A 16049-nucleotide genomic window follows, 5' to 3' on the forward strand; every position below is an offset into this window, starting at 1 on the left:
GGGCATTTTTTTGCGACACGCCCGGGAGCGATCCTGCCGGCGACACATTTAGCGGGGCGCGGTCGCCCGTCTGTCAAAACGCAGCAATGGAACTGCTCGTCCGCGCCCCGCTATCCCTTTGTGACCTTCCCGTGAAAACCCGGCAAAAAATAAGACTATATGAGATTGCCTGGGGCATAGCTTTATCTTATTTTTTATGCGTGTACTCCACATTAAGGAATCAAGATCATGCTTAAGCGTCGCACTATTAAAACAGCACTGGCGGCGGTTATTTCTCTCGCCGTCATGGCGGCTCCGGCCTATGCCAACCCGGGTAACGGCAATGGCAATGGCGGCGGCGGTGGTAATCACGGGAACAGTGGTAACCATGGCAATAGCGGCAATCATGGTAACAGCGGTAACAGCGGCGACCATGGCAATAAAGGACAAAATAAAGGTCAGTCCAATGACGATCATGGCAACCGCAAAAACTACGGCAAGCCCGACCACGTCGACAGCGATATTAGCTTCTCACGGGCGCGCTCCCTTGCCGTGAACTACGGTCTGGTCGGCTATCAGGCGCTGCCTCCGGGTATCGCCAAAAATGTCGCCCGCGGCAAACCGTTACCTCCGGGTATCGCGAAAAAGACCCTGCCCGCTTCTATGATTAACGACCTGCCCTATTATCCGGGCTATGAATGGCGCGCGGTCGGCGATGACCTGGTGCTGGTCGCCCTGAGCACCGCCATCGTTACCGCCGTGATTAACGGTGTGTTTGACTAAATCACCTGCTGATTAAAAAGCCTCGCCCCGGCGAGGCTTTTTTGTGCCTGGCGCGGGAGAGTGACAACTCGCAGGCATCATCGCTAAGATAATGGCTCAACCAACCCGGGACCGACAATGGACAAAGACACCGTAGTGACGCTGTTGAAATACAAGCGCTGGATTGACCTTGCCACCTTGCAGGCGATCCGCGCGATAGACGGTACAGTACATGGCGAAAAGCGTCACCTGACCCTCAGGCTAATGAACCATATCCATGTCGTTGACATGATTTTCCGGGCGAATCTGCGCGGCAAGACGCACGGTTACACCGCGCTGAATACCCCCGGGACGCCAACCGTTGATGAGCTGGAAACGGCCATGACCGCCTGTACGGACGAATACATTCAGTACGTCAGCGCCATGACGCCCGCCGATTTCCACGAACGTATCGCCTTCAAATTTGTCGACGGCGGCGACGGCAATATGACCGCGATGGAGATGCTGAATCACATGCTCTTTCACGGCGCCTATCACCGCGGCGCGGTAGGCTGGATGATTGGCGAATGCGGCGGCGTGCCGCCGAAAGAGGTGCTGACCGTTTTCCTGCGCGACCATCATTCCTGAGCAAGCTATCAGCCGTGGATCGCGCGGATGATCAGCAACAGTTCTGCCTGATTACGGGTGTGGGTTTTCCGGTACAGGGCGCTGAGGTGGGTTCTGATGGTGGCGATAGATACGCCCAGATGTAAGGCGCACTCATCCGGCGTCATGCCCCGCACCAGCAGCTCCGCCACTGCGTTCTCGGCAGGCTTGACGTTAAACAGCTCCATCACGGCGCTGCCGGTGAGAAACGGCTCGGGAATAATCACGCAGGCCACCCCGGCAAGGCGGGCCGCCGGGATCACCAGGATCGGTTTCGGCTGGCGCCCGGCAGTATAGCACAGCCCTGCCCTTGGCGGCTCTGCCGTTCGGGTGGCCTGCTCGATAGCCCGTTTCAGTTTTTTGCTGTCGGTATTAAGGCACAGCGTATCGCCCCCGCTGTACCAGGAGAGGCGAGCGTTGGCGCGCAGGTAGCGTTCGGCATGCGCGCTGGCGTAGAGAATGTTACCGCCATGATCCACCAGCCATACCGGGTAGATCCCATTGTCCATCACCGCGCTCTGGTATTTTATGGTGTCCCGCAGCTGTTCAAACCGGGCGTGTAGCTGGCAGGCGGTTTTCAGCGACGGGATCACGCGCCTGAACAGCTCAAACTGCGCCGGCTGCGGATAAGCTGCCGTATTGGCCGTCATCAGTGACAGATAGGTGGCATAGCCATTGAGGGTGCACAGCTTGACGCTGGTAAGATTATTCAGATCGTTGGGGTGATGAAACTCATTGTAATAGACGCTGCCGGCAATAAACTTATCGCCTAAATACTCGCGGTCCCGGTACATCTGCCCGACCGGTAACGCGGTCAGTATTTTTTCGGCGGGATCGATGGCCAGAAACACGTCGCGATAGGCGGTGAAAACCTTCTCCTCCAGCAGGAGTGAATCGGTCAACAGGTGCGCATTGCCTTTATCGTAGAACAGAAATGCCGCGTACTGATGGCCGGTGAGGAACGCCAGTTTCTGCAGCGCCGATTTCCACAAATCAGGATCCAGGGTGGCCATCAGCACCGTTTCAAGGATCTCGATGTAAATCAGTTCCGGATCGCTCGCCATACCGCCACCTGTGAGTCACTGTTTCCGCTGCCGGAGCGGCGCATGTGGCCGCCCTGATCAGCATAGTTCCGTCAGCGAAACAATGACAGTCCCGGTTCGCTGAGCAGACCGGAAAAGGCGATTGCCGGGAGCGTGACGCCAGTGCACCGTCATGGGGGTTCAGGATCCGCTGTTGCGGGTCTGGATAGCGCCCCCCTTGCGGCATAGCGTTCGCCAGACCATCAGGGCGCACAGCAGGGTGACGACCGCCAGCCCGCTAAACAGTACCGTATAAGCAGTGTCATAGCTCTCGCGCAGCGCCCGAAGGGAAAAGTCAGGCAAAAGCGCAGCCGCCTGCGGCATATTACCAGTCCCCAGCCAGCCTGCGGCGCGGTGAATCACCTCGGGCGCATACCCGTGAACGCGACTCTGCAGAGTCAGGTTATTGCTTGCCGTTAATACCGCGGTGACGACCGCCAGGGCGATCCCCTCGCCGGCAACGCGAACGGTGTTGAACAGGCCAGCCGCCATACCGGCTTTGGCGACCGGCACTGCGGATATCGCCAGGCCATCCATCAATCCCCAGGGAAGCGCCGCCCCCGCCCCGCACAGGATCAGCGCCAGCACCAGCTGCGGGAGGCGGTGGCTGTGAAAAGCATCACCCAGCAACAGCAACCCGACGGAGGCAATCATCAGCCCCCCCGTGGCCACCTGCCCCGGTGAAAACCAGCGGGTGAGCAGGGCCGCAACGGATGGGAAAATCAGCATCGGCGCGGTCAACGCCATCAGATACAGCGCGCTCTGCGACTCACTCATCCCCTCTCCGCCCATAAAATGCAGTGGAACGATAATCAGCAGGACAACGTAGCAACAGCAGGTGGCGACAGGCAGCAACAGTACGCCGACAAAACGCGGATGGCGCAGCAGGGAGAGTTCCAGCACCGGGTTGTTCACTCTTCGGCAGCGCACGGCAAACGCGACGAACAGCCCCCCCGATACGATGAACAAGGCCAGCGTGGTCAGCGATAAAAAACCGCGGGCCGGAATGATCATCAGCGAGGCAGTGAACAGCATCAGGGCCAGCGTAAACAGGGTTAAGCCGAGATTGTCGGGTGTCCGCGGCTCGCTTTTTTCTGCCGCGGGCAGATACGCCAGACCGATAAGCAGAACCATCGCCGAGAGCAGCGCAAACAGGGCGTATACGCCGCGCCAGCCCACCGCGTCGGTCATGAAGCCGATCAGCAGCGGACCGAACGCCAGGCCGGCGCCGAACACCGTGCCCAGGATGCTAAATGCCCGCGTCCGCTGAGCGCCGTCATACAGCTGGGCCAGCGCCGCACTGCCGCTGGCTAAAATCATCGCCGCGGCCAGACCTTGCAGAGCCCTCAGCGCGCCTGACAGGAAGAGATCGTCCGTCAGGCAAAACAGCAGACTGCTCAGGCAAAACAGCGCGGCGCCGGCGAGAAAGATGCGTTTTCTGTCAATGGCATCCGCCGTCACGCCTGCGGCCAGCAAAAAGCTGCCGAAGGTCAGCATAAAGCCATTGGTCAGCCACGACAGCGCAGCGGGAGAGCCGCCCAGCGAGTGCTGTATCGCCGGGGTGGTCATGACGCCGCCGGTAAAACTTAACGGCAGCAGCATGGCCGCCATAAAGACAGAAAGCGCGGCCAGGGCGCTGGCGGATCGGGAATGTGTTCTGGCGGTGAGTAACATCAGGCGGCCCTCATCAGTCGGCAAGGAAGGAATGAATAAACTGCCGCCATCCTATTGCGGATGTTAATGCCGATAAATAGACTGAAAATATCTTCTTAAGAGACATAAGGTTTATAATCGATGGACAGCCTGACCTCGCTAACGTCCTTTGTCCGCACCGCCGAAACGCTAAGCTTTGTTCAGGCCGCCAGGCTGCTGGGCATTTCAGCCTCGGCGGTGGGTAAGAATGTCGCCAGGCTTGAGCATAAACTGGGGGTCCGGCTGTTTAACCGCAGCACCAGAAACGTCAGCCTGACGGCGGAGGGGGCCGCGTTTCTGACCCGCTGCCAGAGTATCCTGGAGCAGATCCAGGAGGCCGAGTCTGAGCTGACGAGCAGTCTCTCACAGCCCTCCGGCAAACTGAGAATTTCACTGCCTGTCATCGGCTACCGCCTGCTGCTCCCTGCCCTCACCGCCTTTAGCCGTCTTTATCCGCAGGTTGAACTGGATCTCGATTTTAGTGACCGGCTGGTCAATCTGATCGATGAGGGATTTGATATCGCTATCCGCAGCGGTGAACTAGCGGACTCCCGCTTGATCGCCAGAAAGCTGGGGGGTTTTCGTTTTGTGCTCTGCGCCAGCCCGGCATATCTGGCGGAATACGGCGTTCCCGGCTCGCCAGCGGAATTGGCGGCGCACAAGTGCATTTTTTTTCGCTTCCCTTCGACGGGGCTGATCCAGCCCTGGGAACTGCGCGATATGCGGCTGACGGGGGATTTCAGGGCCGCTTCCGTGATGAGGGTCAATAACATTGAGGCTGCCATTCGCTTAAGCGCGGCGGGGATGGGTATCGCCTATGTTCCTGATTTTGTTGTGCGTGAGGCCATCAATGAGGGACACCTGCAGGAGGTGTTGCCCGGCTGTTGCGTCAAGGATGGGCATTTCTCCGTCCTGTGGCCTGCCAGCCGCTACCTGTCGCCGCGAATACGCTGTTTTATCGATTTTATGGCTGCGGCAGAGATACCCTTGTCGCCCGCATCGACAACTCCCGTCCCTTATGTCTAACAATTTGTGGTGATTAGCTACCCCCACTGAAGCAGAGTGAGCCGCCTCCTTCCCCTAAGGTCAGAAAAGTCGGCACCGCTGAACCTTGATTTGCAGCACATGGCCCTCCTCTCCACCTTTCACGCCAGCACATCAGGTTGAACGGTTACCGGGAGCTCGACTCCGTATATCCAAGGCGAACAGGTGTGGAGTAAATCCGAGTTCTTCGTTTCATGACAACGTCCCCCCTTGATTAAAGGAAAGCGCTGCATCGACCGATTGAACTCACAGAACGAAGCGGACGTACTGGGTAAGTTTAAAGTCTGCTGCGAGCGAAAAGCGGAAGTTCGCAGTTGATCTCGTTGCCAAACAGTCACATTACTAGCATTGCGGCGTGTTAATCAACGGGTAGCAGATCAACCATCTCAGGTCTCTCGCAGCGCCAACAGCAATATCCACTTAAGAAATATTGATTCAGATGCTTAAGAATGCTGAGACGGCTGTTTTATTTGAAAGTAGTCCTTTTGCAGACATGGCATCGAAGTAACTTTTTAATGCCTCACGCTTAAGAGCATCATTAGTGTTCCACACAGGTCCCAAGTACTTCACCCAGAGTTCAACCTCCTCGACTGTGTGTAATTTTGACGACACTAAGGGTTTAACGGCTTCTATGATGCTTATAGCTGTATCACTATTGATTACATTGTCTGGTATCGACCAATGTGCCTTACCAAGACAATCCGTATAAAATGATATTTGCTTCAATTGATCCAATATAAAGGGATGTTCTGATTCATCGCTGAAAATTGGTGCAAAATCGTTAAGATTCCTAGCGCCTTTTTTAACTGCATCAAGAAACACCCACATCATATTTTTTTCAGTATGTGAGCGATACCTGTGCCAAATCTGTTTGATATCTTTGCCATCTTTCAACAGCGACATCTCTCGAAGTATTGACACCTTTCCTGCTTCTTCTATAGCTAAGATTGCCAGAGAGGTAGCAGAGGGATAGCGTTCTAAATCAAACAAAGCAGAGGCATCGTTCAGAAGCCTACGTGCGTTAGATGATGCAGCATTCATGCCTTCTACAATTTTCTCTACGGCAAGTGTATTTTTCCATTGCTCTAGTTTTTTTGCCATAACGTTTGCTCGAGTTAAAAATTTCATCAATCTTAGGACACATCATTCCTGTTGAAAAGCTAGATGCCCTACTGTAAGTGTAAGTATCGCTGCAAAACGAACTATCAATTTTTAGAGGACCTCTGGCGCTCCAGATTCCGCTCTTGGTACACAGCAGACCGTTTGCTTTGCATCGAAATCTTAATCTTTTTTTCAGCAAATGGCCCTTCACTTCACCTTTAACGCCAGCACATCAGGTTGAACGGTTCCCGTGATCACGGCTCCGCTATTACGTTTTTTTTATTTTTTAAAATTTTTTCAGCCAATTCTGCACCAATTTTACCTTTCATTTCTTTTAATATTTTAAAAAGAGTAAGCTCATTCTTGTAACGCGACTTCCTTTTAACGTAAAACTCTTGATATTCTTCAGGTGATATTTCTGATAGTAGATATCTTTTCATTAATTCAGTTGGTTCAATTAATAAACCTTTGGCTTGTTCTTCATTCAAAGCAGGAAGCATTAAGAAGAATAAAGGTTTTAACCGCTCTGTTATTGCTATCAACCGTTTCAAATAATGTTGTGGAACACCTCTTATTGCAAAATGCAGTGACTGCTCAGATTCATTTAGAAAGTCAATTGCTTCACGCTTTGAAAAGAATAAGGGTATTACATCTCTTCCGTTATGTTTTTGTGCAAACTTGTAGTATGAACCTGAAACATTATCTTCCTCTCTTTCCATCAAAATCCAAAAAGGCTCGCCGATCCAGTCTTTTGTAGGTAAGGTTGAATTTATCAAGTAATCGGCAACCAATATGTTAAATTTTGGTAAATCATCAGTTGTCAGTAAAGTAATGCCATGTTTTTCTGCGTATTCTTGTGCGCCACTTTGGTAACCAGACTTACTGACTATTACCCCGATAATATTCCCAATATCTGTGATTTTGTTGCAAAATGGCATAATAGTATCGCGATCAAGCGGGCGATTGTGATATTTACACTCTATCGCAACACGATGTATAAAGCCTGCATTTTCAAATTGGTAATATACATCAATTTGATATTCACCTTTTAATCCCTTAAGGATAACGTTACGGCTAACTTCCACTCCATTATCTCGTGGGTTAAGCAAGGTCGAGTAGACATATTGGGTATAACTTTCTAAATCATTCCAGGTTTTAAGCATTGTCATTTTTCCCTTATAAATCATTTGAATAGAGTGCCTGATGTACTCGCTGTTCTAATTATCAAAACCATACTACCATTCTTCCATCTGGGGATTTTAAGCTATTTGGAGATATATCCTACATAGACGAAAATAGCTTTTGCTTCCCATTGGTTCAACCCTCATTTACCACATTTGTTGCACCTATACTGACTTCAGCCACCTCAAGCTCTTTTCTTTAACATAGTCCGCTTCTGCCACAGAGCGGACGATATAACTGAGCTGAAGGTCCGCTGAGAGCGAGGAGCAGAAGTTATATTAAAAATTAATTAGCACGTTGATTTAATCACCATGAAGGATAATTAGGTTTCTTTCCTCTTAAAAGAGATACTTTGTCAATTATCTCAACAGAAGCAGTTCTATAACCCTCCTGCTGAAGTAGGTGAACTGCATAATCTCTTAATTCTTGCAAAGTGGAAAAGCCGTTACTTTCGATGAGTATTATAATTATCTTAATATACTTAAAGATTTGTTCAGAGGATTCGTTCGCGTTGACGTTAAGTTCGTAAAAATCTTTACCATCATGAACAAGCTTGTTTCTTACGTCAGTATATAACTCGTCATAAACTTCTAGGTTTTTCTTAAATTTGATTAGTGAGTTATTACATGTAAGTGCTGCAATGTAGGTCCTTTGCTTCCATCCTTTCCAATCTGGGTCAATATTAGCAAGACCATCAAGTGCAAAGACCAGGTTTAGAAATTGTGATTCCGCGCCAATTGAATAAAAAGATTGCCTACATGCCCTAACTACGGAGCTAACTAATTTTGAAAGTTCATTTTCAACGATTCCATCGTAGATAGAAGATAAATATTGCAACCCAGGGTAATACAAGCTGTCAACCTGAGGGCCTAGCCAATTATTACTCACGGCAAGGGGTCTTGATATTCCACTTATCTTAATTGGTTTAAGATGAGTCATCTCACGAGGAATGATTTCTACATCATAAAATCCGTCAGAGCGTTGACCTGCAGGATTAGGGGTATATTCCATACTTGTAAATGAGCTGTGAGAAAATCTGACTAAATCAAGCGCATATTCAGCTATAGACAAACACATGTTTATAACATGGCTGTTATGATCAATGCTTGAATTAAGTTTTAATAAATCAATATATGGTAGGTCACAGTTAAACTGTATATACGAACCATCTTGCTCTGATAATCGCTTATGTGACTCTTCATCAAATTGTCTTCCGCAATAAAAAATATACTTTCCGATCTCAATGGTTTCCTGAATGAAAATCTTCTCAATCGGCACAATAACTATGCACTCCATATTTTTGTTTTTACCCTCTAATTCAGCTAATTCTAGGTTAGAGCTTCTTGATTTAGCTAACTCTATTTCTACCCACTCAAAACATATTGAGAAGTCTTGTAGAATTTCGATACTGCTTTTTTGATAACTATCCTTGGTGTATTTAAATGTAATGCCATCTCCTTCAGGATAGGCACTGGCCCAATATCCCATATCTCTTAACTTTTTTAGAGATGTTGAGATATCGTCGACTTTATTAATAAAATCCTCTTTTCGCCATAAAACATTGCCAGTGCAGTTTTCGTACGGTGGTATTAAACGAGCTTTCATATAACTTCCTTATTATCCAAGAGGATGTGACTGAAATTTTTATCAGACTTATCTACAATAATATAAATTGACATGAAAAATCTACTCAACAATTAACCGTTATGATTTGCTTGCGACGACTAAAACATGCCGATGGGTCGCATCCGCTTTTGGCACGAAGCGGACTGCACTGAAGCACTACTATGAGTGATGGGTGGACAATGCAACTAACAATGCAGTGAATTTTTGAATGATATCGAAAGTCCACAGGAAAGCTGGAATTGAAGTTGCTCGAGGTATTAATTGCCGGTCTGAACAACATCATCATATCTAATTTTAGCAGGAGATAAACATGGTGTTTGTATTTTTTGAAGTAATGGACGCACTTCCAACTAAATGGCCATGTGAATCAAAAAGAGTTTAGACGCACAATCATATTTATTTATATTCATTCGCGAGCATTGTTATTTTTTCTGCCGATAGATAAGGTAACTTAACTCCGATATATTTCATAATTTGGCGATTGCGTTTGGCACTGCCTACCTGTTTTTTCAATAGGTTAAATTGGTCATCGTTGTCTAATACTTCACTATATACTTGGTTGCTTAAACCAGAAATAGAGGAAATATAATGCTCATCTATTTTTCTGCAACACTTTATTAAAAAGGTAATCAGTGTCGTTGCTTCTTTTAGTGTAACTTTGTCCGCATCATAGTCCTCTAATGTTTTCATTACATCAAAATGATAAAAATTATCATATAAAAAAGAAATCTTAGTCTCCAAGAATCTCTTGTCAGAAGAGGATAATCCAGCATTTGAAGTGCTGGCATGGACTATTTGATTGCGCCAATGACACATAAGCTCAACTAGCAAATACCATTCCTTTTCTATTCCAGGTATAGATTTGCAAAACTCAGAAAATCTTCTCGCTTTTGAGTCATTGGTAGAAAGTTTTTTTTTGAATTCCAAATCAAAATTGAGTTTCTTCCAAAGCTCATCATCACTAATGTTGCTCATATATTCAAATAGAGCTTCAACTGCAAACACCAAAGAAGAACGAACTGCAAATCTACGCGCAGCAATGCAGGATTTTTCTAAATTTTTAGGTTCCCATTTGATATTTAACTCAGGATTTGGAACTGAATTGGCAGGCAGATTTGAGAGAGCAACAGCTATAGTATTAAGATTATGTACGCTATATCCAATTTCATTTAAAAAAAATTTAAGGTATTTAGTCTCAGTCATCTGCTTAAACCTTGGTGGCATTGTCAGGATTTGAACCCGCATTTCTAGATTTCAAAAAATTTTTAGTTTCCAGTGTTTTATCCAATTAGACGATGATGCCAGTACGTAGAACAGTATACTTTGCGCAATACTTTCGTCAATGATTATGGTCAGCAACGTCCGCTCTTGGCACAGAGCAGACGTTAACACCTACAGCATCGGGAAGCTTCTGAATGCCACATCAGCGGCATGGAGGCGCCAGACAAGGTTACATATGTCTGTAGAGTCAAATGGCGCCGAAAGCCCGGCGTAGCTGGTTACGGGTTCATAAACTCTGCCTGTCTTCCCCCTGCCCTGGTTAGCCTTAACCCGCTATCAGCAATGAAGAACTTTTAACCCCGGTGAGCGGGCTTAACGGCGTTTACGACATAAAGGGCGTGATTTCCGGGGCCTTTACCAGGGTAGCTTGCAGCTGACGCTTAGAGGGATGTTCTTAAGATATTTCAGCAACACCAGCGAACTTAACACGGTAGCTGAAAAGCCCAGCGCCGGATATCCTGCCGCGCGGCCAGCGAGAGCCGGCGGCAGGTGCGCATCATCAATCATCCGTCAGTACAATGCGTCCTATGACCCGGTACTTTTGCGTATCAAAGAGGTAAAACCAGACCGCGATGGCGGCGCCAAAGCAGAAGCAGGCCAACACGATCCACGGAATGGCATGATAAAAGGAGGAGCTGGCGGCAGCGCCGGCGGCAAACGCCATATTTTTGAATAACAGATAGACGATATAGATCATCCCCATCCCCCCAAGCAACGGCGCAACGCCCGTTTTAAACCAGTGTCCTTTGCCAATATTTTCTTTATTGCCGTGGAAGTAAACTATCACCGCAAAGGCGCAAAGCGCCTGGACAATCATAATGCCCATCGTACCCAACAGCGCCAGCAGGGTGTAAATATCCGCGTAAGGATCTTTCCCGGTGATAAAGAACAGCAACACAATCAGCGTGGCGATAACGGTCTGCACCGTAGAAGCAATATGGGGCGAGCCATGGCGTGAGTGTGAACGACCCAACGTGCGCCCGGCAAACGGAAACAGATTTTCCCGCCCGAGCGCATAGAGATAGCGCGCCGCGCAGTTATGAAACGCCATCCCGCAGGCAAAAGAGCCAGTGATCACCAGCAGCTTAAACACCCCGACCGCCCACTCCCCCAGATACTGGCGTGCCGGACCGTAGAAAATCTCTCCTGCGCGGTTAGGATCCTGCGCAAGGGCAATAGCCCGCTCCGGTCCCGTTCCGGCAATCGCCATCCACGAAATGAACACGTAGAACACGCCGATACCAATCACGCCCAGCAGAGTGGCCAGGGGAATGATCTTTTTCGGGTTCTTCGACTCTTCACCGTACATTGCCGATGACTCAAACCCCACCCATGACCAGAAGGCGAAGAATAAACCAATTCCGGCACTGGCGCCGACCACCCCTTTCGCCGGGGTAAAGGCGTTCAGCGGGTTGATCGACTCGGGGACAAAACCCTGTGGCCCTCCGCCATGGATCAGCACCGCCACCGCGACGGCGGTGAGGATCAAAATTTCCAGTACCAGGCACAGGCCCAGCACCCTGGAAGTGAGCGAAATATCGAAATAGCTTAGCACTCCGGTGGTCATTAGCATGGCGAAGGCGAAGATGAGCCAGGGGATATGTACGCTGAAGACCGTATTGATTAAATCCTCGCAGAAAAAGGCGAAGATCCCAACCAGCGCGGCCTCAAAGACAATGTAGGTCATGGTCACCGTCACTCCTGACGCCATGCCAACGATCCGCCCCAGGCCATGTGAAATGAAGCCATAAAATGCGCCGGTAGCGGTAATGTACCTGGCCATCTGCGCATAGCCGATGGCAAACAGGGCAAGGATAAGGGTGGCGACCATAAACCCCGCGGGCGCATACTGGCCATTACCACTGCCCACCGCGATCGGCACATTGCCCAGCATCGCAGTGATCGGCGCCGCCGTGGCGATAGTCATAAACAGCACCCCGCCAAGGCCTACCGCATTTGGCCGCAGCCGCTGTACAACATGTTTCTCCGCCGCTGGCGCGGGATTGGCAAGAATTTCATTGCTCATGATGAACGCTCCGTTCAGTTCAGGCACGCGGTGGATTCAGGCAGGATCTGCCCACCGTCAACAATTAGCGACTGGCCGGTGATGTAGCCAGCCTGACGGGAGGCGAAGAACAGCGCTGCCGCGGCAATATCTTCCACCGTTCCAAGGCGTTTGAGCGGCACGGCGCTCGCCATCCCGGCGATATAGTCCTCGCCCATATCCCTCAGCCCTTCCGTGATGATATTCCCCGGCAGGACGGCATTGACGGTAATGTTGTCGCCGGCCAGTTCTAACGCCGCGCTACGCATAAAACCCAGCTGGGCCGCTTTGCTGGCGGCATAGTGAGCCCAGCCCGGATAACCCGTTACCGGGCCGGTAATCGAAGAGGTGAGGATGATGCGACCATACTCTGCCCGTTTCAGCCATGGCAGCGCCGCCTGGACAGTTAAAAAAGTCCCTTTACTGTTGATCGCCTGCACCTCATCCCACTGCTGTTCGCTCATCTCTGCCAGCGGCGCCGAAGGAAAAATCCCCGCGTTGCAGCAGACAATATCCAGCCCCCCACACTGCTGTGCGGCTTCTGCGACACAGGCTTTTACCTCTTCGGCATGACTGACGTTGCAGGTCAGGCCGCGTAGCGTTAGTCCCTGCTCCGCCGCCTGGCCGATCGCGCTATCGATACGCGATGGTGTCCGGGCGGTAATGGTCACCTTCGCTCCGGCGCGGGCAAAGCCGAGTGCAATGCCAAGACCGATCCCACTACTCCCGCCGGTCACCAGCACATGTTTGTTCATAAAATCTGACATCATTTTTCCCCGTCTGTGAAAGTTTTGCGATCCCATCCGTATGGCCTGGCCGTGCAGCGATCTCCGTCGCTGGCAGGAAAAGAATAATCACGTAAATGTTGAATGTTCAACATTTTAATGTGAGATTTCAGCATAAAAATAATGCGCTATGATTGGGCACAGGATTGGTGCAAACAACCAATTAATTTACCTATATATATCAACACGATAATAAGAACAACCTCGCGTTTTTTACGCCTGAATGAGAAAAACCCACATTATACGTTCTGTTATGGTGCAACCGGCTGAACCTAGCCAACAAAATCACACTAACTATCTGTTATTAAAATAATTAACAAACAAAAATCATGATTGAAGCGCAACAGAAAACAAAAAAAACCTCACACATCTTGCAAATCCCACAACCACAACATAAAAATGTGTTAAGCGTGTCATTTCAAATTGAGGACAGCATGTTTAACGACGAGTATTTAACAACACTTACCCTGAAGCTGCGGCCGCTCCTGCCCCGCTGGGGGCTCAGCGAAGGCGCAGAGATTGGCCTGCTGACGGTTTCAGAAAATGCCACGTTTCTGGTCAGCGATAAGGCGACGCAGAGAAAGATCGTGCTGCGAGTGCATCGCCCAAACTACAGCTCAGCGGTGGAGATCCATTCTGAGCTGATGTGGCTAAACGCCCTGCATGCCCGGGGAGGTATCAACATCGCCGTACCGCTTGTACTGGATGATGGGAGCTGTATCGCCAGCCTCATCGACGGCGAAACGGTCACCCACGTCGTGGGATTCACCTTTGTTGCGGGCAGCGAACCGGATACCGGTAGCCATCTCACCGGCTGGTACCATGCCCTGGGAAGGGTTGCGGGAGAACTGCACAGGCACAGCGAAGGCTGGGTAAAACCCGAGGGGTTTCATCGCAAGGTGTGGAACACCGAGACGATTATCGGACGTCATGCCTGGTGGGGGGACTGGCGGAAAATGACGCAACTGAGCGCCGACGATATTACGCTGCTGGAGGCGGTGGAGGCCACAGTGGTCACCAGACTGGAAGCGTACGGGCAGGACGCCGACCGCTATGGGCTGGTGCACTGCGACATGCGGCTGGCCAACCTGCTGGTGAATGAGAATTCGCTGACGGTGATAGATTTTGACGACTGCGGCATCTGCTGGTTTGGCTGGGATTTTGCCACCGCCGTCAGTTTTATAGAAGACGACCCGGCCCTTGCGGACTACCGCGCTGCGTGGCTTGCGGGTTACCGTAGCGTCCGCCCCTTCAGCCATCAGGACGAAGTGATGCTTCCGGTGCTGGTGATGCTGCGCCGTTTACAGCTGACGGCCTGGCTGGCCAGCCATAGCGAGACAGCCACCGCCCGTCGCTACAGCCCGCAGTGGGGCGCCATCACCGTACGCCTGGCCCAGGCGTTTCTCCACCAGGCGTCACCGCTTAGCGCTACCGTTAACTGCAAGGAACCTGCTGATGAACAATAAAACCCCCATTCTTCAACTGAACCGTTTTGACGCGCTGACCGGCGTGGCCGACGAAAACCTGAGCAGACAGATTGCCCGTCGCCACGCCACCCAGGGGACCAGTTCGGTGCTGTTTTATCCACAACCGATCGTCATGGCGTCGGCCTCCGGAGCCTGGATGGAGGACTCCGCCGGCAACCGTTATCTGGATATGTATAACAACGTGCCGGGCGTGGGGCATTGTCATCCGCATATCACCCAGGCGATGGTGCGCCAGGCCGGGTTACTGAACACCAACACCCGCTATCTGTTCCCGGTACTGGAGCAGTACGCGGACAGCCTGCTGGCGACTTTCCCCGCCGGGCTGTCGAATGTGATATTCACCTGCACCGGCAGCGAGAGCAACGACATCGCCCTGCGGATGGCCCGCTTTATCAGTGGCCGACAGGGGATCATCGTCACCGAAAGTGCCTATCACGGCAATACAACGGCGGTGATGGAGGTCTCTCCCTCCGGGCACAAAGATGCCCTCCTGCCCCCGTGGGTGCATACCATTCCCGCCCCTGATCTGCGCAGGCTGACCGCGGGCCAGACGCTGTCTGACCTCTTCGCCGCCGACGTTGAGCGCGCCATGGACGCGCTGGAGGCGCGGGGCTTCGGCTGCGCGGCGCTACTGGTGGATACCATTTTTTCCAGCGATGGCGTTTTCGCCGATCCGCCAGGATTTCTGGCCCAGGCGGTCGCCCGCGTACAGGCGCGGGGCGGACTGTTTATCGCCGATGAGGTCCAGCCGGGCTTTGGTCGGACAGGCTCTCATTTCTGGGGCTTCCAGCGTCACAGTGTGCAACCGGATATCGTCACGCTCGGCAAGCCAATGGGGAACGGTTTTCCCATGGCCGCGGTCATCACGCGCCCGGCTATTCTGCAGGCGTTCAGCGAAAAGACCGAGTACTTCAACACCTTTGGCGGTAACCCGGTGGCTGCCGCCGTGGGCCTCGCGGTACTGGAGGTGATTGAGCAGGAGGCCCTGATGACCAACGCCCAGCGCAACGGGGACTATCTGCGTGCCGGACTGCGCCAGCTGGCCCAGGATTTCCCGGCCATCGCAGACATTCGCGGCGCCGGACTGTTCAACGCCATCGAGTTTGCCCGGCCAGACAGCGGAGAGCCGGATCCGCAGCTGACGAGTCGCGTTATCTATCACTTGAAGCTTGAGGGCGTGCTGATTGGCGCGGCCGGTCGCTTTGGCAACAGCCTGAAGATCCGTCCGCCGCTGTGCTTCAGTCGCAATGATGCAGATTTCTTCCTCGAACGGCTGGCGAAAGTAATGGGCCACCTGAACGCATAGTCTAACCGGGAGGGCAAACATCCAGTTTGTTTG

12 protein-coding genes and 2 pseudogenes are annotated in these 16049 nt (G+C 51.3%); 5 read left to right on the top strand and 9 right to left on the bottom strand.

Annotated features, from left to right (window positions below; translation table 11 throughout):
* The first annotated feature begins 228 nt into the window (after positions 1–228).
* Together ABLV52_RS11280 and ABLV52_RS11285 are read left to right on the top strand one after the other, a co-directional pair.
* The gene (locus ABLV52_RS11280) at positions 229–762 is read left to right on the top strand and encodes an anti-virulence regulator CigR family protein (protein ID WP_023289974.1); all 534 of its coding nucleotides are present in this window, start codon (positions 229–231) and stop codon (positions 760–762) included.
* Positions 763–879: 117 nt separating this feature from the next.
* Positions 880–1368 (top strand): DinB family protein, encoded by a 489-nt coding sequence (locus tag ABLV52_RS11285; protein ID WP_032453143.1) that lies wholly within the window; start codon positions 880–882, stop codon positions 1366–1368.
* A gap of 8 nt (positions 1369–1376) precedes the next feature.
* Here ABLV52_RS11285 and ABLV52_RS11290 read toward each other — a convergent pair whose 3' ends face one another.
* From ABLV52_RS11290 to ABLV52_RS11300, 3 genes and pseudogenes are all read right to left on the bottom strand, one after another.
* Complete coding sequence (locus ABLV52_RS11290) at positions 1377–2180, bottom strand: LuxR C-terminal-related transcriptional regulator (protein WP_348890404.1); 804 nt, start codon at positions 2178–2180, stop codon at positions 1377–1379.
* A gap of 156 nt (positions 2181–2336) precedes the next feature.
* A pseudogene (locus ABLV52_RS11295) lies at positions 2337–2450 on the bottom strand (LuxR family transcriptional regulator); the annotation flags it as partial.
* 159 nt (positions 2451–2609) lie between these two features.
* Entirely contained in the window at positions 2610–4142 is a 1533-nt protein-coding gene (locus tag ABLV52_RS11300; RefSeq protein WP_348890385.1) for an MFS transporter, read from the bottom strand.
* Between the two features lie 120 nt (positions 4143–4262).
* Between ABLV52_RS11300 and ABLV52_RS11305 the strand changes: the two are divergent.
* Positions 4263–5199: pseudogene (locus ABLV52_RS11305) on the top strand (LysR family transcriptional regulator).
* 440 nt (positions 5200–5639) lie between these two features.
* Here ABLV52_RS11305 and ABLV52_RS11310 read toward each other — a convergent pair.
* From ABLV52_RS11310 to ABLV52_RS11335, 6 genes are all read right to left on the bottom strand, one after another.
* Positions 5640–6305: an AbiV family abortive infection protein gene (locus ABLV52_RS11310; protein WP_348890386.1), complete on the bottom strand. Its 666-nt coding sequence runs from the start codon at positions 6303–6305 to the stop codon at positions 5640–5642.
* 254 nt (positions 6306–6559) lie between these two features.
* Positions 6560–7468, bottom strand: a complete 909-nt coding sequence (locus ABLV52_RS11315) for a restriction endonuclease (protein ID WP_348890387.1) — start codon at positions 7466–7468, stop codon at positions 6560–6562.
* A 325-nt stretch (positions 7469–7793) separates the two neighbouring features.
* Positions 7794–9092 (bottom strand): hypothetical protein, encoded by a 1299-nt coding sequence (locus ABLV52_RS11320; protein ID WP_182962675.1) that lies wholly within the window; start codon positions 9090–9092, stop codon positions 7794–7796.
* Between the two features lie 417 nt (positions 9093–9509).
* Positions 9510–10316 (bottom strand): hypothetical protein, encoded by an 807-nt coding sequence (locus ABLV52_RS11325; RefSeq protein WP_348890388.1) that lies wholly within the window; start codon positions 10314–10316, stop codon positions 9510–9512.
* 577 nt (positions 10317–10893) lie between these two features.
* Complete coding sequence (locus ABLV52_RS11330; RefSeq protein ID WP_023289983.1) at positions 10894–12420, bottom strand: APC family permease; 1527 nt, start codon at positions 12418–12420, stop codon at positions 10894–10896.
* Between the two features lie 14 nt (positions 12421–12434).
* On the bottom strand, positions 12435–13205 hold the full coding sequence (locus ABLV52_RS11335; protein WP_309319179.1) for an SDR family oxidoreductase: 771 nt from the start codon (positions 13203–13205) through the stop codon (positions 12435–12437).
* A 428-nt stretch (positions 13206–13633) separates the two neighbouring features.
* Here ABLV52_RS11335 and ABLV52_RS11340 point away from each other — a divergent pair, with 428 nt between their 5' ends.
* Together ABLV52_RS11340 and ABLV52_RS11345 are read left to right on the top strand one after the other, a co-directional pair.
* Entirely contained in the window at positions 13634–14689 is a 1056-nt protein-coding gene (locus ABLV52_RS11340) for a phosphotransferase (RefSeq protein WP_348890389.1), read from the top strand.
* The gene (locus tag ABLV52_RS11345; RefSeq protein ID WP_348890390.1) at positions 14679–16016 is read left to right on the top strand and encodes an aspartate aminotransferase family protein; all 1338 of its coding nucleotides are present in this window, start codon (positions 14679–14681) and stop codon (positions 16014–16016) included. Before ABLV52_RS11340 ends, ABLV52_RS11345 begins: the two co-directional genes overlap by 11 nt.
* Positions 16017–16049: the final 33 nt, after the last annotated feature.

The sequence above is a fragment of the Klebsiella sp. GB_Kp056 genome, from assembly GCF_040064755.1.
GTDB classification, from domain to species: domain Bacteria; phylum Pseudomonadota; class Gammaproteobacteria; order Enterobacterales; family Enterobacteriaceae; genus Klebsiella; species Klebsiella quasipneumoniae.